Source organism: Runella defluvii (assembly GCF_014195535.1).
Taxonomy (GTDB): Bacteria; Bacteroidota; Bacteroidia; order Cytophagales; family Spirosomataceae; genus Runella; species Runella defluvii.
Genome location: NZ_JACIBY010000029.1, coordinates 1 through 25,244 on the forward strand (window position 1 = coordinate 1; position 25,244 = coordinate 25,244).

Consider the following 25,244-nt stretch of genomic DNA (forward strand, 5'->3'; position numbering starts at 1 on the left):
TTCGAATCTCGCCTTCGTCACCAACGTAACAGCCTGTAAGTCATAAACTTACAGGCTGTATGTTTAAAAAAACTAAGGTGGTGGCAAAGGGGGTGGCAACGTGGTTGAAGCCCTATGTTGCGGCCAATCATATCCACATTTCCAAGATGGCGCACCCATTTAAAAAAGCGTATCTACAAAGGCCACTTGACAAGTCGCTCGACAAAAAATGGTTTGTCTGCTTCTACATTTTTGATGAAATCAAAAAAAAGCTTGTCAGGAAAAGATTGGTAATTAGTGGCAAAACCCTCCAAGAGAGAGAGCAAAAAGCTGATAAGTTTATTTCAGGAATCAATGAGCTTTTAGAAAGTGGAGCGGTTATTAATCCTAAAAAAGCAGCAGAATCGACCGTAAAGCCGCTTGAAATAAAAGCAAACATTTCAATAATATCTGCCATTGAACATTTCCTCAAAAGGAAAGAAATTACCCTTAAACCTCGCTCACACGAGACATATAGAAGTAATGCGAATACTTTTATAGAGTTTTTGAAGGAATATAATTTAGAAGCAATTCAGCTCAAAAACTTCACAAATGAATATGCACATGGCTTTTCCGATTGGCTTGTTATGGAAAAGAAGCTGAGCAATAAGTCACACAACAAAATGAAAGGATTTTGTTCGGCTCTGTTTAACGAGTTCATTAACCGTGAGGTAATAACCAACAATCCTTTCAAGCGTATTCAGAAACTTAGAGTAAAACAAGGCAAACATAGGGTGTTCAGCCCAGCTCAAATAAGCGAGTTTAGGCAACTATGTGAGGAGGCGAAGGATGACGCTATGTGGTTTTTTGTGTGTTTTATCTATTATACTTTTAGCCGTCCGCATCAAGAAGCGAGAATGATGCGTATAGAGGACATCGGCGCTAAAACGATTCGAGTCAGTGAGCTAAATGCCAAATCAAGCAGGGTTAGACATATCCAAATTCCCCCGCCATTAGAAGCAATGATTGAGGAACGAGGCATTAGAAATTACCCACCTCATTTTTATGTATTTTCCTATGGTAAGCCAGGGAATACATTGGTAGGAGAAGCCTACTGGTATGAACGACATAAGAGGTATATTAAGCAGATGGGGTTATACAAAGAGGGGTATGACCTATACGGCTGGAAGCACACAGGGGTAACCGCGCTTTACCGTGCTACCAAAGATTTGAAGCTCGTGCAGGAGCAATGCGGCCATACGGACATTAAGCAGACTGTTGAATACTTGAGGGATTTGGGCGTTTTCTATTACGAAGGCCAAATCGAAAAGTTTCCGCCAATTTAAAAAAATAGCCCTAGCACCGCAGATCTCAGTGTAGGGCTACTATGTTTCACTCCGAAACATATGCGCATTCAAATATATTACTTAAATTGACTTTTGTCAATCATCACATTGATATTGTTCTGAATGTCATTGATGGTCGTAACGCTTACGCTAAGGTTCTTTTCTGACGTGATGCGCGTCCAGTTTTCGATTGAACGCTCGACCGACAGACTTGCATCTGAAGTGGAAAGAATACTTCTGAGCGTTTCGTTAAGCTGAGCGAAGGAGCTGACCATGTTGTCGGACATCCTGCCGAGCATGTACGTCACGCTGTCGGTGTTTGTCTGTAAACCCTCCTTGATGTTCGACGCCGTGTCGGCAGTGTTTTTCTGGATATTCTCCATTAATGCCTGCGACTTCGCGATTTCCTCGTTTGTGAGGTTTGTGGTCTCCTGGGCGCTTGATGTATCGTAACTGCCCGAATCACCACCACCACTGTCGTAGCTACCCCCACCACCGTCGAAGCTCTCAGACGTGGAATCGTTGTAACTACCGCCACTGGAGCTACCACTACTTCCCGTGTAGCCAGGGTTGAAGCCCTCGTTTTCGCTAACAGTTTCTTTCGGGCGAGAATCATCCTCCATGTACCCCCCTTCAAAAAACATAGCTCCTTTTTCGGCGTAAATAGGTGCGCCGTTTCGGTGTAGGCTGCTGTGTAGGAGTTTGTCCACAACCCGACGGTTATTCGCATAGGTGTTTCGAGACAAAATCATGATCGGCTCACCGCCTTCCATTTCGCCAATTTCTTCACCTGTGTCGCGACGAACGAGGCCGATTCCTCCAGTGCCGTAAGTAGAGCCGTGTCGAGGGCCATCAGGAACACCACCATTTTTTAATACAACACCCTTTTCAAAACTTGGAGGTTGTTGGCGCTTAATGAGCGCGATTTGTACCGCCGCGGCCGCTGCCGAAGCTGCTACGCCAATCAATCCAAGTGGAAAACCCATTGTGGCTAAGGATTTCAGAGCCGCCATTGCCGCGTGGATAACCGCCATTGCGATTTGCATATTTTGCTCACGTTTCCACGATTTTAGCTTTTCAGCCTTTTCTTTTTCAGACGATTCCTTGTTGATTCTATCGACGTTTTTTTCGTATTCGTCTTTTGAAATTAAGCCCTTATCATATTTCTCCTTCCAACTTGCTAGTTGGGTGTTTTTTTCCTTCGCTATGTTTGCTAATTCCTTATCAAGACGGGCTTTCTCCAGCTTTTGCATGAGCTGTATGCCCATGTCCACCACTTCAAGGATTTGCTGCCCTTTCGATGTCCAGTTTTGTAATCTGGCATCGTTCATGGCTTTTTCATTCTTGAATTTATCATTCAAAAATCCAGTGAATGCCTGAAAGTCACCATTTAATAAGCCTTTGAGGGCATCCATGAATTTACCATGGTTAGCCTTCCGTTCTGCTAAAGAATCTAATTCCGCCTTTTTGGTGTCAGCTTGGTATTTGGCATCGTTGGCGCGTTTGTCGGCGTCCATTTTGGCGTCGATGGCCCTGATTTGTTGGTCAAGATTGGAGGCTATTTGGTTCTTTTTGTCGGCGTCGTCTTTGGCCAGCGCCATCAGCTTATCGGAGGTCGCCTGCGCTTCAGCTTTTTCCTTTTGGGCGATGCGCTCAATCTTCTCCATTTCGGCATCATGCTCAAGTTTAATAAGTTGTAGCTTGAGGTCTTTGCGCTGGTTGACGTTTAGGGTTTCGCTCTGCAATTTGGTTTGCAGGGTGGTACGCATCGTTTGAAGTTCCGCTTCAGATAGCTGGTCGCGCTGACGGTCTTCGAGGTTTTTGATTTCCTCAAGGCGCTTTTTTTCTTCGCTTAGGTGCTTGTCACGATAGTCTTTTTCAAGCTTTTCGACGGCATTTTTGAAATTCGTTCTAAGCTGTTCTTCGTACTGTGCTTTAAGCTCAGCATCGCCCTTCAGGGTTTTGTTTTTTTCGAGTTCGGTGTTAAGCTCGGTAAGGAGTTGGGCTTTCTTTTTCTCAAGCTCATCCGTTATCTGATCGGTTTTGAGCTTGTTGATTTTTTTGGTTAAGTCTTCATTTTCGGCAAGGTGCTTTTTCCGAAAATCCTCCTGAACTTTGGCGACATCGCGTTCAAATTGTTCGTTGAGTGCCTTTTCCCATATCGTTTTGGTGGTGGTACTGGCTTTCGATTCTTCGACACGGGCGAGTTCGCGTTTTAGGGACAGTTCAAGTTTGGCGATTTCGCGTTCTTGCTCATCCGCGATTGCCTTAATCTGCATGTCCTCAATCAATTTGAGGGCTTCTTTTTCGGCTTTTTCGCGTTCTTCTTTCCTCTTTTTTATCGCGTCCTGTTCCTTTTTGAACTCAGCGGAACGGTGCTCATCATTAGCCGCCTGATTTTTCTGGTTGGTGTCTTTGTTCGCGGTTTGGTCATCGAGGCCGATTTGTACAGCTACTTTCTTTTTCTCAGTGACCTTTTTAGCGTTGTTGGCGTCGTCAGCGTCGTTTTGGTCTTTGTGGCCTTTGGCTTGCTCATCCCCAAAAGCCGAATTGAACGCCTGCGAAATGCGTTTTCCAGCACCTGCGAAAATGTTGGCGGCTTCGAGAAATGAATCTGGCGTGATGGCTTTGAGGGCCGTGGCGACTTTGTTGCCGACAGTCTGCACTAGGGTGATGAAATCGCCCACCGCATTTTTTACGAAGCTGAAACCCGACGAAATGTAGTCGATGCCAGGCTGTAAGGCAGACGCTATCGAAGAGCCGATACCCGAGGCTTTGTCGGTCAACCAACCTACCTTTTCGCCCGCACTGCCCAGGATCGAGATAAGGGCATCGAAGGCTGCTTTTGCTCCAGTCCAAACGAGCTGTATGGTATTTGTAAGAAGGGGGAATTTGTCGATAAGGTCTTGCATTCCCTTCCATATCGCGGATGCGACTTCGGCCGCGATTGTGGCACCCATTTTCATGGCCTCCCAAAGCCCCATGACAATTCCGCGAACCGTTTCGGAATTTTTCCAAAGGGTGACCAAGCCACCAACCAGCAACGTGATTGCCGCCACTACGGCACCGATTGGGTTGGCAGTAAGGGCGGTGTTCATGGCCCATTGTGCTACGGTCGCCGATTCCGTCCATATCATTCGTGCTTTTTCGGCGGCTTGATGGGCGATGGAAGCGGCTGTTGCTGCGATAAGGTGGCTGTTGAAGCTCAGCACCGCCGCACCCAGGGCGATAAACATTTCCTTGTTTTCGGACACAAAGGCGGGTATGGCGCGAATGATGTTCACAAAGCCAACCAGCGACGTGATCGCGTTGACGACTACGGGAAGGAGAGCGCTACCGAGTTGAAGTTTAAGGGCATCGACGGCCTTTTCTGCCTTGGCTAGTTCAGCGGCCGCGTTGGTGTTTTTGACGTTGAACTCGTTGGTAAGGCTGGTAGCTTCCTGCATGGCCTTCGAGGCAAGTTCTTGTTTTTCGCGAACTACGCCCGTTTGGTCGGAGAGCAACGACATGACTTTTGTCGCTTCCTGACTTTTAATACCCAAGTTGTCAAGCTGCTTCACCACCACGTCGGTAGGAAGGCCCTTGAAGCTTTCGGCGAGCTTTAGGATGACCTCGTTGGGGTTGGTATTAATCAGCTTTTTGAAGGCATCTTCGGTCATTCCGAGGTGCTGAGCAAACAGGTCGGTGGCTTTGGCAGCTCCGAGCAAGATGTTAGAAAGGCCACCTGCAGCAATTTCGGCAGTAAGTCCAAGCTCCTGAAAAGCCGCACCCAAGCCCATTGTTTGGGAAATTTGGGGCGAAAGATTGCCCAATTGCCCCATTCGCATGGAAAAATCGGCGATGACGGGACCCGTTGCCGAACCAGCCGCGCCTAATTCGTTGATAGCAGAACCAATCTGATTGATGGCGGTACCAGCATCGAGGTCGGCCGTCTCTTTGAATAACGTCTTGAGCGTACCCATTTTGGCGGCGACCTCTTCCGCTCCCCCTTGAAATTCATCACCTAGCGCAACGACGGCTTTATCGACCGACTCCACGAAACCGAGCATTTCGTCTTTTGCAATGCCTATTTGCCCTCCGACTTGGGCGATTTCTAGTAGGCTTTCCTGCGCGGTTCGGGTGTCTATTTGGGCGATTTGGTCGTTTAGCGCCTGCACTTCGTCGGTGGTCATGCCCGTGGCCTTCCGAATGTCCGCGAATGAATCGGTGAACTCAGCGGCCATTTTCACAGCCCCAACGCCAAATTCGTACAAAGCTTGGAGCATGGCCATAATGCCATCGGCGGTGAATGCCGCCATTATCCAGCCCTTGAAATTATCCCACAAACTTTCTTGCTTTCGGACATTGACGCCCAACTCACCCAATCGGTCGTTGACTGCGTCAATTTTGTCTTTCATCGCCTCACGAATGGCGGGATCGGTCGCGGATTCCCATTCCTTTCTGTAGTCTTTCAGGAGTTGTCGAAGCTCTTTGATGGACAATTCTTCCATGTCCATTTCCCGCCTGAGCATTTCCTTGGCGTGGGTCGTATCCTTGATTTTGTCGGTTACCTCCTTATACTCTTGTATAAGTTTGGTTCGTACCTCTGGGTCGAGGTCGGGTAGGTTGAGCTGCTTTTGCAGGTCCTTTTGCTGCTTTTTCAGGCTGTCAATTTCGGTATCCAGCTTTTTTAAGCTGTCAACGGCAGGTTCACCGTTTATGTACAAATCCAAAATTGACTTGTCGCGTAGTTCCATTTTCGGGTGTGGATTTTGGTACTACGCGAAGGTGGAACATTGCTCAAGCGACTAATAGGACGTAAATTGAGGGCATGAAACGCTACATCATTAACATCATGGGGCCTCAGGCCGTTGGGAAAAGTACGGTGATTGAAGAGCTGAAGGATTATTTGCCAACCTATTCGAGTTTGTCGATTGACTGGTTTCGTCACATGTACAGTGATGGAACACCCAATGGAGAAATGAAAGCTTGGTATGAATTATATGTAGCTGCAAGCTGTGAAGAATACATAATTTTGGAAAGCTCGGGTACATCGAACAACCTGAAAATATTGATAGAAAGCTTAGAATGTGAAGTTGTGCATGTTCTACTTGATGCTGGTATGTTGACCGTCCAATTGAGGTATGACGAACGGGAAAAGATGGGGTACAAAGCACCACCTATGTATTTTAGACGCAACATACTATTTGATTGGCCTTTGGTCTTTCCGAATTCTATCATTATTAATACGGAGAAGCCGCCCTATCAAGCGGCTGCTGAAATAGTAGAGAGCTTGCCTTCTGAGTTTATTTAATTTACTATGCCCCCTTCCCAATTTCATCAAAAGCACCTCTAAATGCTGAATGAACGGCACTACTAATACGCCATCTGAGGCGTTTTTTTACTTCGTTGATGTATTTCATCTTGTTTTCATTGTACCAACTACCTCTATACCCTCGCTTAACGTCGGGAAAACGTCGTTTATTCATCGCGATAGCCCACGCAATACGATTCACGGTTCTATTGTCGGATGTAAAAGCTGAAGGGCGGTTTTTTGTATGACGATAGTCAAGAATCCATTGAAATTTATCAACTCCTTCCTTCATGATAAAATACTCCATTTCAAATACTGGAGGAATATGACCGCGAAAAGTGTAACGACGCATATCCTTGAAACGCCCGTAACCATTGAACTCAATACGCGCTTGGGCAATCATCGCTACGGAGTTAGACACCACAAACTTTACGAAGCTATTTTTGAGGTCAGCGGTAAGTATGAGGCCGTTTCGTTCTAGGGCTTCCTGAAAACGTTTTGTGGCATCGTTGGTGATGGTTTCCACTTCCTCGGTGACAATGTCCTCGAATTCTTTTTGGGTTAGTTGTGTGATGCTCATATTCTCCAAGCTGACATTAGTGGGGTATTGGCTGAGCCTGACGGAATGACTAGGCGTTCTATAAGATAATTCACACCGTTGATGTGAACAATAGGCCATGCGGAATCTTCGCCTCTCAAAATTGCTGAGATTTGCGAGATTTGAGCACTAGTGAGGGCGATTCTGTCTTCTACGCGAAAACTACCCATCCGAAAACGTTCTTCCTCCAACCAAAATGAAGTACGTATATCGCTCCATTGTAAGGTTGTGGTACCAAATTGGTTGGTTGCCAATGGAACCCCTGAAACTAGACCTTGCCACGATAGCAGCCCAGGAATGCACTTTTTGTCGAGCTGAGTAACAGCAGCCCCAAACTGTGAGGTTTTGGGCAGTCCACTTTCCATCAAAAGCGTACGAAATGGACTACTGATGGATTGACGCTGACCAACTGCATCGATGGTAGCATAAGGTAAAAAAAACGCGTCTTTGTGGAGCTGGTCGTTAGTGTCGAGCGTCCATGAAAGTTCCAGTCCAGGAATGTTGATCGGCGAACCTCCTTTGAATTTTGGCGCTGAGCTAGACCAATCAATAGAACAAGTACCATTGTGAACCGATTTGGCGTAGTCCATCCGCAAAACCTTCCGATAGACGTCGAATCGAAGGTAAAGATTGAACGTTTTTCTAAGCCCTACAATCAGCTGAGCAATGGTCATGTTGGGCATGAATAATCTGCGCTCGACCGTCCCGACCGCTTCACGCGTGTTGTACAGGATGAGTTTGGCCGTGGCTGTATCGTCCCAAAACTCACCCGCATAGGTAACCCCCGCCAAATCTCCAACTTTCTGCAATACATACTTTACGAAAAATAGGGGTGTTTTGGGTGAAGTAGCTATATACCCTGCACTGTACTTGTTCACAAGGCCATCAAACGTACTTGGTACGTTCTTTTCATAATAGACATCGTTGCGGATGGTAGGGAAAACGCAGCCATTGGCTACCTGCCACGAATTTAGAAGCGTGTCGTTTAGACTCGACGGTAGCGTGAAGGAACCTAAATCAATGTCTGAAAGAAGTCGTGCCTGATAGGAGCCAAAAAACTCTTTAATGTTGGAGGTAAAATCTAAGGGATAGTTAGCTTTCGCATCTTTCAGATAGGAATACCCCCAATCTACCAAGTTGGTGTCAAGGTATAGTTCAGTGGCGTAGTTCCGCTGTGTGGTTGCCGACTGAGGGTGGTATATATGCCCCATCAAATCGTGATTGGTAGGGGTAAATGGCAGGGTAATCCCCAAAGCTCGTGAGCTTTGGGGGGTATCAATGTCGAGCATGGAGTTAAGCAACTCCAACTCGAACGCGGTATCAGGGGCTACATCGGCGGATATGCCACCGATGCGAACATCAAACTTTTTTTGCATTAGAAACAACCAGCGTTTAGGTTAGCATTTTCTTGTGTGTCAAGTGCATTGGCCTCAGCGTTCGCCTGATTGTATGCATCTTGCTGGGAAATAGTGCTGAAAAATCTGCCCGCTGGTATTACAATCATCCAGCCTCCTCCAATTTGCCCAGGGGCGCAATTATTCTTTCGTTTTTGAGAGTTGATTTGAAACTCTTGATTATACCAGCCACACGCACCGTATAGATTGGCATTGGCTTGAGTATCCAGTTGAGTCATGTGTACCTCAGCTTGCGCATTGGCGTCGGCTTGCGAAATCGTGCTAAAGAACTGATTTGCGCCAAGTTGAATAGTCCAATTGCTACCAGATAATCCAGAAGAGCAGTTCTGACGAGTCGCTAACGATTTTCTACTTAAGCTTTGATTATACCAGCCACAAGCACCGTACAAATCGGCATTGGCTTGGGTATCGAGGGCATTGGCCTGAGCATTGGCCTGAGCATCAGCATCAGCTTGTGATATAGCGCTGATAAACTGACCTTCTGGAATTACAATTGTCCATTTGGATCCAGCGAGTCCATTGGTACACGTGTTTCTAGTGTAAGTAGATTGACGGCTTATGGCAGTGTTTCGATAGCCAAGGCTACATACTCCGTTGGCATTGGCCGCTTCCTGGGTATTGAGCAGGTTCCAAGTAGACTCTGCACGTGCTTGCGCTTCAGCTTGTGAATTTTCGCTTCCGTGCGTACCAGCTTCTACCACGATTGTGACATAACTACCAATGTATCCGTCGCCGCAGTTGTTCTTTTGGAACGTGCCGAAACGCTCAATACGTGTGTTTAGGTAGGGTGACGATTGACAAGCGAGTGATATTAAGGGGGCAATGTATCCATTATTGGTTGGGATATTAGCCTGACGTTTTATACCTGGTACACGCTCTTGAGCGCCATCCGAGTAACGTAGCTCAAGTAAGGAGAACGATTGAAAGCCAGTACGAAGCCCCTTTTCGTTGACCATGCAATAAGCTCCCACACCAACCCATTGAGTGGGGCGATTGGTGTTGGAGGTTGGTGATGCAGGTAGTTCGCTGTAGGCTTTGGCTACTTTAGCCTGACGAAATTGAAAAACGCGCCCTGAGAAATCATCGTCTTCATTGGGGCCATCGAAGGAGTTTTGATTGATGATAATGGGGACGAATCCATCAGCTGTCACGACGAATATTTTCTCGGACCAAACTAACTCTTCGAGGTATTTGAGCCATGGGCGACTTAGGTTGCCAGTATATAAGGTGAGACGTCTTTCACCAGTGATGTTGACCGTAAAAATTTCGTCAGAAGAAACAGAATAGTTGGGCTCAAGCTGACGCTGCATGATTGATACAGACGTTTGAAGCTGCTCGTTGCTAAGCCCTGTCATTCGTAAGGTATCCCATCCCCCCAACGAATTGAGGAATACAACGTAACGCACGTGATGTTCGTAGTCGTTTGAGACATAGTACACACGTTCCTCTGTGAGCTGCTGAAAAAGGTGGTTTGAGAGCCATACTTTATAATAAAGTACATTTTTTTCTTGCTCTAAATTGGCCAATCCTAATGCCTGAAAACCAACTGGAATAGTGTATAACGTATAATTTTCGACTTTTTTCAGTTCGATAGGGGTCAACGTTTCCGAAGTTGTTTCGTCGGTGAAGGTAACCTGAACGCGAACTTTTAAGGCCGATGGTAGTGGATTATGATGCGTAAGGAAACTCAAGAACTCAGGCTGATTTCTATCAATGATTTTTTCTGAACGGGGTTGCCACGTCAGAAATGCTCTATTTTCTTGAAGGTAATTGGTGAAAAAACTTTCTTTCCAACTTGCAAAATGGTCTTCATGTAATTTGGCACGTATGAGGTATTCAATAGGCTCATCGGTTTGTGTCGAAACCTGGTAAGGCTCCACCCATCTACGCACAAAAAATGGCATAGTGGCTAAGGGTTGTAACGTGATTTCGGTTTGGTTGGGAACTGGAGGATTTGCTTCAAGAAGTCCCCATATAAATTCTGATAAGTCGAAATTACAACCGTCCGAAAATATAGTACTATTCTCAACGACGGGAGGGGCTTCGCGACCGCGTAGCTTTTCATGAATGACATACTCCCCAGAGCGAAAAGATTTTGGGCGGTAGATGTCAAGACGATAGAGAAGGTTAGTACGGTTGGTAACTCCATCGGGGCTAGGTACATTGGCGATGAGTTGATTTCCTGCCAAACGGAGCGGTAAAAGTTGGAATGAGGCTAAGTAATCCATTATGAAAACTTAATTGAATTGACTGGAATCGTGAAAATAATGTCGGTTGCCCATCCCCATGCGTTGACGTTTGCCACGCGCTCAAGCGGAATCAGCTTATCGCCATCGACTTCGACCCGAAGGCGTTTGGTCGATGCCATTCGTGCGCTTTCTTCCATGTCTTTTTCGATAGTCCCGATGAGATTGAGAGCCGTTTTCCACGTTTCATTTTTGGCAATAAGGGTATCACGCTCAACTTTGGGGTCGGCTTTCTTTAGGACGCATATCTGACAGAAAACAGGGGCAAAAGACTGTTTCCCACCCGAATCGCGGGTAAGGGAATCAAAAATGCCCAAAAACAGGACGATGCCGCCCTGGTATTTATTGTTGAAAAAGGCTTGAATGGCGGAATCAAACTCGTCGCCTGAGCCAAGATATTTATAGCTGTTAATACCTGGAACACGCTCTTTAAGACTGCTGACGTACTCTTCGAGCGTGAGCAGGTCAGTGATTTCTACTTGCATACATTTCTTCTTTTTGCTTTTCGTATTCGGCCATTTCCTGACGTGCATCGAGGACGTCATCTAGCATAAAAGCCCACACTATGCGGGCAGGTTGGTTACACACTTTTTCAAAGCCACCCCACAACGGGCTTTTTGCTGCCGTCTTTAGGAGCATGAGCCAACCCGTGCCGTCTTGGTACCGAGGGGTTTCTTTGGAATCGCCAAATAGCTCCTCGAATTCTTCCAAAAAGGCGGTATTCATCACTTCAAAGTAGGTTAGAAAAGCTACTTTAGTGGGAGTATCAAGCCCTTCCAGCTTCTTTGCTGTTTGCTCCGTACGAGTTTGGTTGTAAGGTTCTCGAAGGTCGCCGTTCCATTCTGACGACATTTTGAAGGTCTCAAGGTCGGCTCTTTCTGGTCGGCAAAACGTGGCAATCAGCTCGTTGAGTGCGGCGGTGTTGGGGTTTTCGGGCTTTGCAAAATCCAAATACTTCATGTTGCCTATACTTACCTCGATAGCGGTCGAATTGCTGAAGCTTTCGTCGGGTAAGTAATACCGTATGCCCTGATAGTCGAAGTAATCGAACGGTTTTTGGGAAGGGATTTCCTCAAAAACCCAATGCAGCATATCTTTTAGTAACCGCCATTGCTCAAAACTGAGTATGAGTTTTAGCCAGGCTTTTTCGGTCATCGACAAATATGCCTTGAGCATACTTTCATAGACTATCCGATTGCGGTGTTCGACAGGGATTCGTCGAGCCGTCAGGAATATTTTTGTTTGCTCAGGGGTACACTCAGCCCAGGACTCAGGGCAATGAAACGTTTTCTTGTTTAGCTTTAATTCGAGCATCGACGTACAGGATTAAACGATTGATAAGCCAAAAAATAACGCCCACCACTGCAAGAACCACCGCAAATTCGATGACAAAGGCAGTTAAGACGATAAGGGCGGCGAGTTTAAAAGGCCACAATAAGTATTTCATTTGATGGCAAGTTTTAGGAGGGTGGCAAGGGCAAGCGCTCTCCAACCCCAATTTTCAGCGCTTTTCCAGAATACTTTTTTCTTTTGGGCTTTAATTATAGTGTCTTGGGCTGCAATAATGGTGTCCTTTTTGGCGGCAACTTGGTACCAATACTCAGCGTCAAGTTTGTACCTCAAAGCGTTACGCGCTGCGAGTTCGCTAATGGTTACGTGACTGTACGCCGCGCGGTTTTTCGTAGGTGTTTGGGCGCGTAGTAAGTTCTTGCTCAAGCACACGGCCAAGACTATCAATACCAATACTATCCACCGAGGTGCGTTGCTGTTCGTGCTGTTTTTTAAGGGAATCAAGCTCATGTTTTTTGGATAGGATAAGTTTTTCCTGCCTAAATGTGAAAAGGGTTGATTGCTTGTATATGGCACCCCCTATCATTATGAGGGCAGCACCATATACATAGAACCATTGATTGGAAAGTAGCCCTGCTATGAAGTTTTTTTTTGAGGGATGTTTCCTACGCTTGTGAGTGCGTTTTTTGAATTAAGCGCCTTGAAATCGACTGTCAATTGTGCGACAATGGCCGCGATAAGGCCAGAAATCCACGCTGCTTTTTCGCTCAAAAGGCTGACAATTTCAGGGAGCTGAATGCCCTGTTGTTCGACGGCAAGAACGGCAGCGCTGACGGCGGCAAGAATTACGCCGATATTGCGAATGATTGTGAAGATTTTGGGCGTAGGAGCTGTGATGCGCTCAACTAGGCCGATTTTGTTTTGGTCTAACATATGGTGTGGTGTGGAATTAATAAATGACTTTTTCAAAATACTTCAACTTTGTCCATCTTCCCTTCACAAATCGTGTTCGAACCTCTTGTCGAGGGTTTACAGCAAAAAACGTTTGGGCGTTGGTGTGCAATGTGTATCTATGTTGGTAGTCATCCACGTAGAAAATATATTCATCTGGGTGATGCCTTGTTTTGACTACTGGAATTGATACATTTTGATCGTTTACAAGATGGTGCTCAATTTCAACATAGGTTTCAGAATAGGCAGGGATAAACTGTTTCTCATATACAACAACAATATCGTTTTGCCTTTTTCCTGCACAAATATCAATTCCAAAAAACGCAAAAACAGTAATTGCGAAGGCAATCAGCAAAGTGGGGACTAATCCGATGTTCTCAATCAGTTTCATAATTAAGGATGTTTGATTACATATCGTGCAAAGGCTCTACGCAAGGAATCGTATCGAGCGGCCCAACGGGCTTCTACGGCCTCGACTTCCGACGTTTTTTTTTTGAGTTATTACGGTAGTTCGTCGCCTTTGATGGCCACGGAACTCGACGCGAAACAGGGATAATCGGGAAAGACGAGCTATCAGAATTACGGCTGCTTGGGGCTGGAATCTGAGCAGGTTTTGGCACAGAAACCGTGGGAGCGGCGCTGATGGGCGACGGTGTCGATGTTTTTTGGGGCTTTACATACCGAAAAACCAGCAATGAAAATGCGCCAACCAAGCAAGTGAGGTACAGTAAAATTCTCATTTTAGGACGTTCGCGATTTGGTAAAACATTTTGATTCGTCGCCGTACGTAATAGACTCCGTCACCTTCACGATTGACAGTATTGTAGGCATTATCACCAGAAGTGTTGGCACCTATTGCGTAGAGATAGCCTTCAGCAATGTCAATCTTTTCGAGAATTTCGATGTGAGATATGTTTTTCCCGTAGAATATATACCCAATCACATCGCCCTTTTTCGGCATTTTGACCATTCTTTGGTTGCCTCTTAGTGTTTGTTGCGTTAAAACAATACGACTACTTTCCTTAAACCAGTCCCTTGCTCTAGCGGGAGCAACTACCTTCGTAACTTTTACTCCAGCTTTGGTGTAGCAGTAGTTCACGAAACTTGCACAGTATGGCGGAACTGGTACCATCTTGGCGAGATAGGAATTTACCGAACGATGGTAATCCAAGATTCGCGGATGGTCGTTTCGGCCACGTGGTTCACGAAGACCAACTTCCCCCAAAGCAATTTGAAAGATTTTTTCTCGAAGGGAATCTTCGGGTGTTAATCGAGTTTGCCCCCTGCAATCAGAACGAACGAGCAGAGCAAGCAGAAAAACAATGCAATAGCGATTAAGTTGCGTTGCCATGGTGTGAGAGTGTGAAAATCGTCGTAGAAATCAAGTGAACTATGATTAAAGGGATTGAAGTACTTTCCAAACCCAGGGAAAAACACATTAAAAGCGATGATTACGCTTACCAAACCACCGATAAACACGCTGAATCCAAACAAGATTTTCTGAAAACTAACCTCATTATAGATGGCAGCATTGGGGTATTTGGCAATAATCCAATCACCCGAATAGAGCACGATTCCCCAACAAGCAGCAATTAAAGCCGCAATTTTGATGGTAGTAATAAGTACCGCCGATGGCATTACCGAACCAGTATCGTTTGTAATATCAGGTGATGAATAGGGGATTGCTGCAGGGATATTTAGCCCGTACTTTTCCTCAATCTCTATAATATTCGCCTGATAACTAGCGATTTTGGTGTACAATTCTTCCCGTTTTGTAGGGTCAACTGTACCCTTTTCTACGAACTCAAGTTTCTTGACCTCGCGCTTTAAGTTGCCAAGTGTCTCAAGGTCAAGTTCGCGTTCTTTTTCCAGTTTGGCAGCTTTTGTTTTCTCTGCTTCAGCGCGTGCATTTTCAGCCTGTGCGAGCATTTCTTTTGCTTTTGCTTCCAGCTCCTCGGGAGTGGGTACGTCGTCATTTGTGTGAGTGACTTTGAATGGTGGGGGGACGGGTGTTTTTTCGAGCGGTTTCATTATCGCATACGGATTACGGTGTTGTACTGTGAATTATCAATTGGCCCTTTGGGTCGGGGAGTTGTGGGGGGAGTGTATAACGGGAAGTCATCAGCATTGGCATCTAAGAAGCCTCTGAGTTCACGTAGGTACGATTGAGCCTGCGTTGAAATCGTGTTTTTATACTCACAAAACACTTTGTCTTGGTCAGTAAGAGACCGTTGGTTGTTGATGCCATCGAACTCAGAAAGCACACGTAAGCCACCGTTGGGCAGCTGAACGACAGTGAGTTGCATAAGTGCATCTTCATAGGCGGCATAACCCAACGCTCGTTGAACGTAAAGCAAAAGCTTTTTATTAAGAGGCGTCAAATTGCCTTCGCTTTGGGCTTCTAAGAGAGCTTCCGCAAAATCTTCGCCTAACATTGGTACAATCGTTTTGCGCTGCCGTTCTTCTAAAAATCCGTTCATCGAAAGGTACAAACGATGATGTCCACGTGTGTACGAGCAAGCAGTTTTCAACTCAGTACCGTTCCTTAAAAACAGCCTATTGGCATTTTCGTACGTGTCCGAGCTTTTCCAAACAGGAAAATCGTCAGGCCGATTGAACAACGTTAACAGTACAGATTCCAGCGCTTGCGATGCGTAATCGGCCGTTGTAGCAATTCTTTTTTCAAGCACTGCCAAACGAATCGGTTGGGTACGTTCGGTAGTTGTTTCCTGTAATCCGTTGTCACCATCGACGCCAGTGGCAAACGGTAAGTACATCCAATACCCGTAAAAAGCCAATGCTCGACGAGTGAGTTGGAGTAGGTTTTGCTCCTTCTCAGAAATGCTTGATGAGTCAGCAAGCGTCTCCAAGTGCAGGAGCAATTCGGACGATATTGCTTTTGCGATGTAGGTTTGCTCAGCAAGCTCTATGTAGGGCTTGATTCTGTCGAAGTCATCACTTGCACTGTAAGCGCCTCCAAGAAATGCCCGTAGCTGTTGGTTAGTTGAGATAAGCTTTGCCATTATTTCGATGACTTTTGAGACGTTTTTTGGATTTGTTTTGTGGCGTTTTGGCCGCCAGTGCCTACCTGAGTACTACCCGTTTTGGCAGTGTTAAGCGCTTCAAGAAGGATGTTATTGAAGCCAAAAACAACATCTTTTGGCAGATTGAATGTTTTTCGGATTTCGGGAAGAATAATACGGTTGAGCGGTTTCAAAATAAGCTCACGTTCACGGGGGGTACGGTAGAACTGCTGGTATTCGGCAGTTACACGGAGTTCAGAGCCACTACCCCCAACTACCTTGCCGTCCGAAATTCCTGTCAGTTGGGAGAGTACACCGCTTACGTTGGCAAATGCAAGAACACAGGCTTGATACAGCTCCGTGTATTCGTTCCCTTTGACAGTACGAGGGACGGGTATCAACTCAATCCAGCCATGTAGTTTGCCATCTTCGCCGACGGGGCATTCATCGTACAACACGCGGCGTTTACCTTCCTTGTTGTACACGATGTCGTCAATCATCGCGTAAAATGTACTACGGTACTTCTCTTTTTCTTCTTCCGTTTCGATGTTCTCAATCTGGAACATCGTCTCGAAATATTGGTCAGCGATTCGACAAATGTGAGTAACGTTGTACTCAGTGTCTAAGGCTTGATTGTGAAATTTAGGGATTCGATTAGCGAGCCGAATCCACTCCGCCGATGCCCACCAACGAGGATAACCGTAGTAAAACTGCCCTGATTGTACACGCATCAGCTGTACAATAGATTCGTTGGCAGTACTGGTTGAGTCATAATCATAAGCAGGCACGATTACACCGTTTTTCCGAAATCCAGTACCCCAATTGGAACTAACCACATACTTTGATTTCTCCACTTCACCGTCGTTGAGCCTTACAGTTCGGACAGTGAGCGGGTCCATTGGGATCAGTTTCTTGCCTGATTTTTGTTTGGAAACGTTAATAAAGGCCGTGCCACACTCAACTATGTGCGTACCAGCTCCATCAACATAGGCCGTTATGTCCTTTTCTAAAAGGTATTCAGCACAATCAGCGTTGAAGTAAGGCTCAAAAACGACATCTTTTTTGTCATTAACCCGTTTATAAAGTCCAACACCAGCCCCAAAGAGAAAGTCGTTACGAGTATCAAGCAGGTTGCTAAGGTCGCCATTGGTTCGTAAGAGCGAAATCATATCGTTGGGTAACTTATTGTTTTTTCCCCAAGGATATACAATCACATCTTCACCACCTATCGTCATTTTGACATCACTGCCTTTGCCTGTATTATCATCATAGCGATAATCCATGCCAGGAATATTGATTGCAGCTTCATAACTACTTGAAACGATTCTTCCTGTTTTATTCATTTTTCGTGGTCAATTTCAGTTCCATTGTATTTTATTAGCAGGCAAATGAATAGGTCAAACTTTTGGCCATGCTCATCAACTAAGTGCAGCTTCCCAGCTTGTGAACTTTCAACTGCAATACTTGAAAGGTCACGCTTTGGTCGAGCGGTATCAGTTTCTAATCCGACTCTGTTACGAACATTTTCCTTTCTACCTAGCCTACCGTCTTCTTTCCGGTAAGTCAAATCAAAAGTGTGGTTTGCACCCCCTTTTTTGATTTTGGTCAACACGCTTGTTATTCCTATTCTTTCCATTTTTGGTGCTAACTAATCCTGAAAATGGCCGAAAAGGTAGGACGTAAGTTTATTTAAGTCTCTTTTTACGGTGATTCCGCTCTGTTTTTATAACAACCGTTTCAATATCAAACACTTACCCCGAAAATCACCCCGAAATCATACGCTTGACCTTGTATGCTAGGCCCGCCCTTAACCCCGCTGGCGGCCGCCAGTTGAAAAACGTGAATATGTGCCAGGGGGTGACGGCGGTTAGCGCTGCACTATTCCTCTTGTACGAGAAGAAGTAATCAAAATCTTTCGCGAAAATTTCTCATAAAGCAAATAGTCAAAGGCGTCGCTCAAGTGTGTGGCAAATTCTTGAGGGAAATTTTTGCGGCGCTCAGCAGTCTTATCCTTTTCGTACTTCGCATCGATGGGAGCCGATTCGATTGAAATGATGAGAGGTTTACAATTATCCTGAGAGATTCGAATACGAGGCAAAGAATCGTTCTTCTCCATCAATAAGGTGTTGATGACTTTGTAACGAAACTTGTATTTGACGTTATAGCTTCGAACCTTTTCAGTGTAAATCCAACCTTTGAAGGTGTCTCGAATCTGTTGATATATTGAATTGGATTTGTCGGGCGGAACAACTTTGCCGCTTGAGTCGCCATAGACATTGACTTTCTTCTTTGAGTGAGTTCCATATTTAGAATGGAACATTGTCATTAGGGTATCAATTAACGTAGTGGTAGATGTCTTGACGTAGAAGCAATCAATTACCCTGTATTCATCACCAAAGTCCTGAGCTACTATCATACTGGTGAACCTACTGTTGAAATCGAAGGAAATATCAAGGGGCTTTTCATGGTCATAGTCTAGGCGTACATCTTCCGCCCTATTCGCTGTAGCATTCCATACGTATCTATATACTTTATCGTAAGTATGGGTAACCGCACTGAACGAGCTGTAAAATCCACCCTCAATTTTATTGTAGGGGATATTGAGGATTTCGACATCAAATTGAATAGGGGTAAGGTCTTCTTTCTGTGACTCAATAAAGTTGCCCGGGAGAAATTCAAGGTTATCGTATGCAGTAGATTCAATCCAAAAAAAACGGTCTGGATTTTCTTTGGACTTATCACGGGTCTCATATATCCACTTCCCTTCAGGGAGCCACGGAGCGGACGTAAAATCACATACCAACCAATGTAGCGGGTGATTATAGCCAGTACGCCCAGGGCGAGTATCAGAATATTTGTACTTGTTGGCACGAATGGTAGGGCGTAGAATCTTCATGAATTCACGCGAAATGGTGGCCGATTCGTCGAGAAACAATTGGTCTAAGTTAAGACCGCGTTGCGTCTCTGGCCTGTCTCCCGATACCATTATTATCGTGTACCCATTGCAAAACGTGATTGTATTTTCATACGTTCTTGGGGTATTATGAGGTTTGGGCCAGTGAGCCGGTGGACGGCAATTCACTGCATAATGCCCAAACCCCTTCCAACGCGTGTTGTATTCGATTAAGCCTTCTTCCTCCCAAACGGTTTTCGCTTGGCTCAGTACAATATCCTGCACCTGCTTGTACGTACGTGCAGCAAGTCCAGCCAATGCACCTGGGAGTTCAAAAGCTGAGTTGGCAACGAGCCTGAGCAATACGTTTGTTTTCCCAGACCCGCGTGAACCCTGAAAAGTGGCACGTAGTCCAGTCTGATAGGCTTGACCATAGGTAGGGTTTTTACGGTCGAGCTGCACAAAATCAGCCTGATTGTTGCATACAGCTTCAAGAAACGTGGCCTGCTTTTTATTTAGGCGCACGCTCAGTTGTTGAGTAGCGCTCATTATTTTTCAGGATTTACAGGGATAATGGGTATAGTAGTAGGCTCAAGTTGCTCGTTGCTCATGTTGACATTCATGGTACCTACCACGTAGGTAACTGAACGACGTGGCATAAGCAGCTCAGGCGGGATTTGTTCGGTATTGTCACCAATACCACATAAGGCCGCGATGCGGTCGGTAATTTTGGCAATCAACTCCCCAGCCTTGAGAGGGTCTTTATTTTTTCCCTGGACTGCTAACGAAAGAGCCGTGTAGTAATGCTCCAATAGAATTCGACGCGTCGTATTCTTATTCACTTCCTCCGTGTTTCCGAAAATGTACTCCATGTCGTTGTACATCTCGCAGGCCCAGGAATAGGAAACGTCCCATTCCTGCATAATCATCTTTCTGGTTTGTTCGGGCGAAAACAGTTTACAGCGCCACCCGAAAATTTTCCAGTATTTATCCATCATCTCGCTTTGCTTTTTGGTCAAAGCGCGTTTGAGGTTTGGGTTAAGGTGATCTAGATAGGCATCGAGCTTATGCTCTGATTTTTCAAGTTGCATCGACGAAAAAAAATAGGTGTACCGCAATCATACAGCACACCTATTCGAGAGTGTAGGACGAAGGCTATTCAGAATCGCCAAACAAACTAATCCCCGAAGGATTTGAAATCGCATCTTTTGCCCATTCGCGGTAATGCTCTTCAAAGTGTTGGGGCGAGTGGTTAGCCAAGAAGCTGCCCTCGTCAAAGAAATGTTTCCAGCCGCGTTTCATCATCCGTCCGCGGGTCGTATGTTTATCGAGGGCTACGTCAGGAATGTTGGTTTTTAGGAATGGGTGCCTGAGCCATGCCCAAATCAACGCCCAATCAATGAGCCTGCTTTTTCGTGATCGGCAAAGCCTAATGACTGCATGAGTAAGGAACAAGCGCTGTGGCTCTGCCTTGTCTTCTTTATTTTTGGCTGATTCTTTGAACATCTGATACAGCGACCAAATTTCAGTACTGATGTTTGGTTCGGCCAACCCAACGTCCTCACTGCTAATGATGCGAAGGCGTTTCCAGCACCATTCGGCGTATCCGCTTTCGTATAACTCTACGGCCCAAAACAAGGCATCTTGCTCTTCACCGCGACGAATGCACTTTTGAAGGCTTGATATTACTTCTTCGCCCGAATAATTGTTTTTGGTGATTATTTCGTATTTCGACATGTGACAATCAATTTTTGGTTAAGGACCTCAATTTCTACTACGCAACCTGGTTGAATGCCAGCGGCCGACAACCAATTCCCCGCCAATCGTATCGAGGGAATCCATTTCACTTTTTTCATTGTGTTGACCCTGGCCAACTTGCTTACTCGAATTTTTCTTTTCATCTTTGTTCCGCTTGGAATTTATTGGTTAACACCAGTAAATCGCAGAACCCCGCTCGCCACGCGGGGTTTCTGTTTTTAAAAGAGTTCTGTTTGATTAGTGTCTTTAAAAAGAGGTAAATCATTATAGCCCAGCTGCAACGATTTTTGTATCCCGAAAGTCAACACATTTTCCGTCACTGCTTTTTGAATTACCTTCTGAGCTTCGGTGATTATTTCTTCCATTTTCTCAACCTTCGCGCTCCCGAATTTTTGCCGAAATGCGGCACGAGCTGAACCGCGATTGATTGCCTTGATGGTAATTTCGCCACTGACACCACCATCTACGTAGCTAATTCTAAAATTTTTCATTGTGATAGGAATTAGAGGCTTGAATATTAACTGCTAGTCGATTGAGGAAATCAATGGCCATTTGTTCTCCAAAATGCTCTTTGTAGTCAAGGATTTGAATTTCGAGAGAGCATTGCGCGGCAAGCCGTGATAACCGCTGGTACGCCTCTTCGTTTCCGTCTCTACGTGCCTGACTTGCACGTTGACCGTACTCAATACTTAGGTTTCTAAGTGATTTTGTCTTTTGTTGAAAAGTACTCATTTGCTTGAAATTTGATTGGTTGATAAACACTTAATTGCTTGATTTACAATTAAATTTCTCCCAGCAAAACGGATTAAAAAAGCGTTTTCCCTGTTTTTTTTAGGGTTTTTTCTAAAAAAAAGAGAGTTGGCCATGCTTGCCAACTCTCGGTTCCTCTCGTACTATTGGGGTCTTCTGTTCCTCCTTTTTTCTTTCCGTTTCTGCTTGTTTTCTTGCCTGAATGATGGCCTTTTCGTGTTGCCAATGTCTCCATTGTTTGCATTGTTCTTTTTCGATGCGTACCAGGTGTGGTACACCCCCAACACTTCGAATCCACGGGTTGACGACATAGCCAAAACGCCAATCGTCGGGGTGTAATGCGTCCATACATACTACCTGACCTTCGCAACCGTGAATCACCATATTGAGGGCCGTCATCTTGGCACATATCCAATCGATATCGGAAGCATAGATATAATTGCCAGGATAGTGAGCATGGAAAGCAATGGCCATACGACCACTTCCACAAGCAGGCTCAAGCATTCGTTTGCCAGCACCTATCTCACACTGATTAAGCTCAACCATCATATCGACCAACGGAGCTGGAGTAAAAAACTGTCCAAGGGCGCTTGCTTTTCCACTCGAAGAAATAACCTCGTAAAAGGCTCCAAGCCCATCGTACCAATCCTTTTCGTGTTTCACCATTGTACCCTGAGCCATAATCCATGCCTTGAAAAGCTCCCTAAAATTGTTATAATGGTTTTGGTATTTTTTCTGAAGACGCTCAGCAACAATCACGTCTCCAGTGTCAAGAAAACAGGCTACTGAGTAGTCAAGGAAATCCGTGAAAACTTCGCTCCATCCAAAACGATAAGCAATCGTTTCGAATATCCTGTTGAACTCTCTGAGCTCAACAGGAACATCCACTGTTTTAGGCATGGTTAAAAAGGTACTACCTCATTTTTTTCAAACCCACACATTTTCATCAGGTGCTCTACGTAGTAGTCTTTGATAGAGAAACCTACTATTTCCTTCCAGCGGGCTTCAATCCGCTTTAGCTTTAGTTCGGCAGGGTTTCGATAAGTACGGGGGCGATGTTTCATTACAAAATCAATCAAATCTTGCACCTCTATTTCGTAGCCGCTATTCTCGCTCATTTCGGCGGCTTGCGTATCTAAGTGAAGGCCGTCGGATTTGAACCAAGAACGACTGACATCAACGAGGTGGTTTTTGTCGCCCCACTTTTCAAAATCACTTTTTGGGAAACAGGCTAAGGAATTGGCAATGGTGCTTTCCTTGCAGCTCCATGCCTGAGCATCCGACATCGTAGAAGCCCACAAACGAGCAAGCTCCAGTGGATTGTAGGAATGCTCAAGTAGGTACTCATCGACTTCGTTTTCGAGGATAGCTACGGGTAATTCTGTCAAAATGTAGTTTAAATGAGCCACGGTGTAAATCTCCAATTTGGCACAAACCAATTTATCCAAATTGTTGATGTGCATCCGTTTGCCTACTTCGGTCGCCCAGGCTTGGTAATCGGCTTCTGTTTTGCCAGTGGCGGCGATAAAACGCTCTAAGTTGCGCTTTGAAGGGGTACTTTGAGGTGAGATTAACTGTTCCATTTTGCTTGAAATTTGATTGGTTGGTAAATACTTAATTGCTTGATTTACAATTAAATTTCTCCCAGCAAAACGGATTAAAAAAGCGTTTTTCCTATTTTTTTGAGGTTAAAATCTTATTTAGAAGGCATAAAAAAAGCCCCTAAACGACGTGTTTAGCGGCTGTGAAATAAGGCACGATAGCAAGCCTTATTTTCTATTTGTGGACTCCAAACACTGGCCTCGATTGCTATCATTATCTCTTCGGCAAGAAATTTTGGCTACCAAAAAAGTATCAAACTTTATAAAAAAACCACATCCAAAGGCTCTGGTGGTGCAGGTGCTTCAGACTCGACATTAAACCCGTCTGTTAGCCTTGTAATTTTCTTTAGAATATTTTCGCCTACTTCAATCGAATCAACGGTAATGCTTATGTTGCCAGAAGAAACAGCATCATAGAAAACGATATTACATTTTTTGTCATCAGCTTCATAAAAAGAGACCTCTCTAATACAATCAAGATTGATAGCTTTTTTCAGCTGTGGTAAATAAACAAACTTTGCCATGGTTGGAATTTATTGGTTAAACAGTTATTTCAGTTGACAAAAGTACTGGAAACATAATCTTGGAGTAAACCGTTAAGTAAATTCTTCCTGTTTTCGTTAACATCGCTATTTCATCCTCAGACAATTGCCAACAGGAGACAATAACGTCTTGACCATTGGGTAAAGTATCTACCAAAGCGGGAAGTGAGCCGCATTCTTCGTCGGTCATCGTATCTGGTTTCCCAAATACGACATTAACCTCGTCAAACTGTATGGGTATCATACTAAAAAGGCAATTTTAAGGTTTTCTGGAATGGATGTTTGGCGTTTTTGGGGTTGCGACGGAGTTCTACTACATCGCCAAACACACGCTTCAAAAGATGAAAGTCCTTCTCTTCAGCATCTAAGTTACGAAATTCTGCTAAACCACCCCTGTTCACGAAGGTATCTTTTTGCGCCCAATAAAAACGCGTATCCTTCCATATGAGTCGATGATAGTAGGCATTCAAAAGGCTTATCCAATAATCTTCGTTGCAAATGATGTCGGGATTATACCACAGCTTCGAGCCGTCTAACACTCCATGCGCACAACCCGTCACGTAGCCGCTCAATTGGATGGGATTAAGGCTATTGAAAGAAATGGGCGTAGGCGAACTGCTAAACCCAAACAAGTAAGCCCCTGCCTGTTGGGCAGCGTTGGCAGTCATTTGGACGATGTCGTAGGCTTCCTCTGGTTCTACGATGGTAGGCTCTCCTTTTTCGGTGTAGATGCGCGTCAGGTGAGTAATATCATCGTCGAGCATCATCACGTTTTTGAAGTGCTTCGTGATCCAGTCGCGTTTCCTGGCAAGTCCAATTATATTATCAGGATGCGTTACAATCTCAATACTCTTGTTACATTTTTCGTACAGGGCCTTTTGGCTTTCGGCTACGCAAAGTATTGCGTTATCAACCGCGCTCGTGGTCAGAACCCTGTCCCAGCGCTTGTGTGAAGGAATAACTACTTTTACTTCCATCGCTCAATGACCTGTTTAGCATCCAACACGTGCGACGTACCTACTTTTGAACTTTTATAGCATTGGGCGCGGGCGATACCCAGTTTTTCGGCAATGAAATTTTCATCAATCTCGTTGGTACATACAATCACGTAGCAGCTATACTTTTCGCTCATCTTGGCCACGATCGGTAGTTCTGGTTTTTCTTCCTGAGCTTGTGAGGCGTGAAGTTCATCTAGCGCCTCCAGTTGCATTCCAAAATCATCGAAGTTAACAATCCCCGTGAAGTGAGCTCGTAGAATCTCATCTACGAAGTCGCCCTTCACGGCGTTGAGCATAAAGTTCAATCGCTTAAATTCTTCCTCGGTTAGCTTCCGGTTAGGCTTCCGTACGTCGGTGTACTCATCGCCACGGCCTAAGGATATCATACGTTCATGGCGCTGATGGCCGCCAATGATAATGTTATCAATGTGGATGACAGGAATTTCAACGACGTCAAAATCGTTCAAAGAGCCGTCCAAATTGTGGACTTGCTTGGCCGAAATTTTACGGGCATTATGCTCATAAGGAATCATGTCATTCCATGTCATCGACACGGTATGCCATTTGAGGGGTTCGTTCATG

The 25,244-nt window shown here is 45.1% G+C and carries 29 protein-coding genes; 2 read left to right on the forward strand and 27 right to left on the reverse strand.

Annotated elements, in window-relative coordinates; all coding sequences use genetic code 11:
- The first annotated feature begins 59 nt into the window (after positions 1-59).
- Entirely contained in the window at positions 60-1,304 is a 1,245-nt protein-coding gene (locus FHS57_RS30400; protein WP_183980378.1) for a tyrosine-type recombinase/integrase, read from the forward strand.
- 77 nt (positions 1,305-1,381) lie between these two features.
- Here FHS57_RS30400 and FHS57_RS30405 read toward each other — a convergent pair whose 3' ends face one another.
- On the reverse strand, positions 1,382-6,040 hold the full coding sequence (locus FHS57_RS30405; protein ID WP_183980380.1) for a phage tail tape measure protein: 4,659 nt from the start codon (positions 6,038-6,040) through the stop codon (positions 1,382-1,384).
- A 74-nt stretch (positions 6,041-6,114) separates the two neighbouring features.
- On the opposite strand from FHS57_RS30405, the gene FHS57_RS30410 reads away from it, so the two are divergent.
- Positions 6,115-6,597: a hypothetical protein gene (locus tag FHS57_RS30410; protein WP_183980382.1), complete on the forward strand. Its 483-nt coding sequence runs from the start codon at positions 6,115-6,117 to the stop codon at positions 6,595-6,597.
- 4 nt (positions 6,598-6,601) lie between these two features.
- On the opposite strand, the gene FHS57_RS30415 is transcribed toward FHS57_RS30410, so the two are convergent.
- From FHS57_RS30415 to FHS57_RS30540, 26 genes are all read right to left on the reverse strand, one after another.
- Entirely contained in the window at positions 6,602-7,177 is a 576-nt protein-coding gene (locus FHS57_RS30415) for a hypothetical protein (protein WP_183980384.1), read from the reverse strand.
- A complete protein-coding gene (locus tag FHS57_RS30420) occupies positions 7,174-8,571 on the reverse strand; it encodes a hypothetical protein (protein WP_183980386.1) in 1,398 nt (465 codons plus the stop codon). Before FHS57_RS30420 ends, FHS57_RS30415 begins: the two co-directional genes overlap by 4 nt.
- Positions 8,571-10,838 (reverse strand): DUF5977 domain-containing protein, encoded by a 2,268-nt coding sequence (locus FHS57_RS30425; protein ID WP_183980388.1) that lies wholly within the window; start codon positions 10,836-10,838, stop codon positions 8,571-8,573. Before FHS57_RS30425 ends, FHS57_RS30420 begins: the two co-directional genes overlap by 1 nt.
- Positions 10,838-11,341, reverse strand: a complete 504-nt coding sequence (locus tag FHS57_RS30430) for a hypothetical protein (RefSeq protein WP_183980391.1) — start codon at positions 11,339-11,341, stop codon at positions 10,838-10,840. Before FHS57_RS30430 ends, FHS57_RS30425 begins: the two co-directional genes overlap by 1 nt.
- Positions 11,322-12,032, reverse strand: a complete 711-nt coding sequence (locus tag FHS57_RS30435; RefSeq protein WP_221225775.1) for a hypothetical protein — start codon at positions 12,030-12,032, stop codon at positions 11,322-11,324. The genes FHS57_RS30430 and FHS57_RS30435 overlap by 20 nt, the downstream gene beginning before the upstream one ends.
- Positions 12,033-12,126: 94 nt before the next feature.
- Complete coding sequence (locus FHS57_RS30440; RefSeq protein WP_183980393.1) at positions 12,127-12,303, reverse strand: hypothetical protein; 177 nt, start codon at positions 12,301-12,303, stop codon at positions 12,127-12,129.
- Positions 12,300-12,656, reverse strand: a complete 357-nt coding sequence (locus FHS57_RS30445; RefSeq protein ID WP_183980394.1) for a hypothetical protein — start codon at positions 12,654-12,656, stop codon at positions 12,300-12,302. The genes FHS57_RS30440 and FHS57_RS30445 overlap by 4 nt, the downstream gene beginning before the upstream one ends.
- A 126-nt stretch (positions 12,657-12,782) precedes the next feature.
- Positions 12,783-13,079 carry a hypothetical protein gene (locus tag FHS57_RS30450; protein ID WP_183980395.1) on the reverse strand — a complete coding sequence of 99 codons (297 nt, stop codon included), beginning with the start codon at positions 13,077-13,079 and terminating at the stop codon, positions 12,783-12,785.
- A gap of 16 nt (positions 13,080-13,095) precedes the next feature.
- The gene (locus FHS57_RS30455; protein WP_183980396.1) at positions 13,096-13,488 is read right to left on the reverse strand and encodes a hypothetical protein; all 393 of its coding nucleotides are present in this window, start codon (positions 13,486-13,488) and stop codon (positions 13,096-13,098) included.
- Positions 13,489-13,561: 73 nt separating this feature from the next.
- Positions 13,562-13,837 (reverse strand): hypothetical protein, encoded by a 276-nt coding sequence (locus tag FHS57_RS30460; protein ID WP_183980397.1) that lies wholly within the window; start codon positions 13,835-13,837, stop codon positions 13,562-13,564.
- The gene (locus tag FHS57_RS31720; protein ID WP_221225776.1) at positions 13,834-14,058 is read right to left on the reverse strand and encodes a hypothetical protein; all 225 of its coding nucleotides are present in this window, start codon (positions 14,056-14,058) and stop codon (positions 13,834-13,836) included. Before FHS57_RS31720 ends, FHS57_RS30460 begins: the two co-directional genes overlap by 4 nt.
- Positions 14,059-14,363: 305 nt before the next feature.
- On the reverse strand, positions 14,364-15,128 hold the full coding sequence (locus FHS57_RS30470) for a hypothetical protein (protein WP_183980399.1): 765 nt from the start codon (positions 15,126-15,128) through the stop codon (positions 14,364-14,366).
- Positions 15,128-16,120, reverse strand: a complete 993-nt coding sequence (locus tag FHS57_RS30475) for a DUF6712 family protein (RefSeq protein ID WP_183980400.1) — start codon at positions 16,118-16,120, stop codon at positions 15,128-15,130. Before FHS57_RS30475 ends, FHS57_RS30470 begins: the two co-directional genes overlap by 1 nt.
- The gene (locus tag FHS57_RS30480; RefSeq protein ID WP_183980401.1) at positions 16,120-17,463 is read right to left on the reverse strand and encodes a hypothetical protein; all 1,344 of its coding nucleotides are present in this window, start codon (positions 17,461-17,463) and stop codon (positions 16,120-16,122) included. Before FHS57_RS30480 ends, FHS57_RS30475 begins: the two co-directional genes overlap by 1 nt.
- Positions 17,460-17,756 (reverse strand): hypothetical protein, encoded by a 297-nt coding sequence (locus FHS57_RS30485; protein WP_183980402.1) that lies wholly within the window; start codon positions 17,754-17,756, stop codon positions 17,460-17,462. Before FHS57_RS30485 ends, FHS57_RS30480 begins: the two co-directional genes overlap by 4 nt.
- Before the next feature lie 231 nt (positions 17,757-17,987).
- Entirely contained in the window at positions 17,988-19,562 is a 1,575-nt protein-coding gene (locus FHS57_RS30490) for a hypothetical protein (RefSeq protein ID WP_183980403.1), read from the reverse strand.
- Positions 19,562-20,104, reverse strand: coding sequence for a hypothetical protein (locus FHS57_RS30495; protein ID WP_183980405.1), 543 nt, complete (start codon positions 20,102-20,104; stop codon positions 19,562-19,564). Before FHS57_RS30495 ends, FHS57_RS30490 begins: the two co-directional genes overlap by 1 nt.
- Positions 20,105-20,168: 64 nt before the next feature.
- On the reverse strand, positions 20,169-20,750 hold the full coding sequence (locus tag FHS57_RS30500; protein WP_183980407.1) for an AAA family ATPase: 582 nt from the start codon (positions 20,748-20,750) through the stop codon (positions 20,169-20,171).
- Positions 20,732-20,914, reverse strand: coding sequence for a SymE family type I addiction module toxin (locus FHS57_RS32235; RefSeq protein WP_374758010.1), 183 nt, complete (start codon positions 20,912-20,914; stop codon positions 20,732-20,734). The genes FHS57_RS30500 and FHS57_RS32235 overlap by 19 nt, the downstream gene beginning before the upstream one ends.
- Before the next feature lie 75 nt (positions 20,915-20,989).
- Complete coding sequence (locus FHS57_RS30510) at positions 20,990-21,262, reverse strand: hypothetical protein (protein ID WP_183980411.1); 273 nt, start codon at positions 21,260-21,262, stop codon at positions 20,990-20,992.
- Positions 21,249-21,503 (reverse strand): hypothetical protein, encoded by a 255-nt coding sequence (locus FHS57_RS30515; protein ID WP_183980413.1) that lies wholly within the window; start codon positions 21,501-21,503, stop codon positions 21,249-21,251. The genes FHS57_RS30510 and FHS57_RS30515 overlap by 14 nt, the downstream gene beginning before the upstream one ends.
- Before the next feature lie 111 nt (positions 21,504-21,614).
- Positions 21,615-22,421 carry an N-6 DNA methylase gene (locus tag FHS57_RS30520; protein ID WP_183980415.1) on the reverse strand — a complete coding sequence of 269 codons (807 nt, stop codon included), beginning with the start codon at positions 22,419-22,421 and terminating at the stop codon, positions 21,615-21,617.
- Positions 22,422-22,423: 2 nt separating this feature from the next.
- The gene (locus FHS57_RS30525; protein WP_183980417.1) at positions 22,424-23,104 is read right to left on the reverse strand and encodes a hypothetical protein; all 681 of its coding nucleotides are present in this window, start codon (positions 23,102-23,104) and stop codon (positions 22,424-22,426) included.
- Positions 23,105-23,382: 278 nt separating this feature from the next.
- A complete protein-coding gene (locus FHS57_RS30530; protein ID WP_183980419.1) occupies positions 23,383-23,646 on the reverse strand; it encodes a hypothetical protein in 264 nt (87 codons plus the stop codon).
- Positions 23,647-23,909: 263 nt separating this feature from the next.
- Entirely contained in the window at positions 23,910-24,641 is a 732-nt protein-coding gene (locus tag FHS57_RS30535; protein WP_183980421.1) for a GREB1-related protein, read from the reverse strand.
- Positions 24,632-25,243, reverse strand: a complete 612-nt coding sequence (locus FHS57_RS30540; protein ID WP_183980423.1) for a ParB N-terminal domain-containing protein — start codon at positions 25,241-25,243, stop codon at positions 24,632-24,634. Before FHS57_RS30540 ends, FHS57_RS30535 begins: the two co-directional genes overlap by 10 nt.
- Position 25,244: the final 1 nt, after the last annotated feature.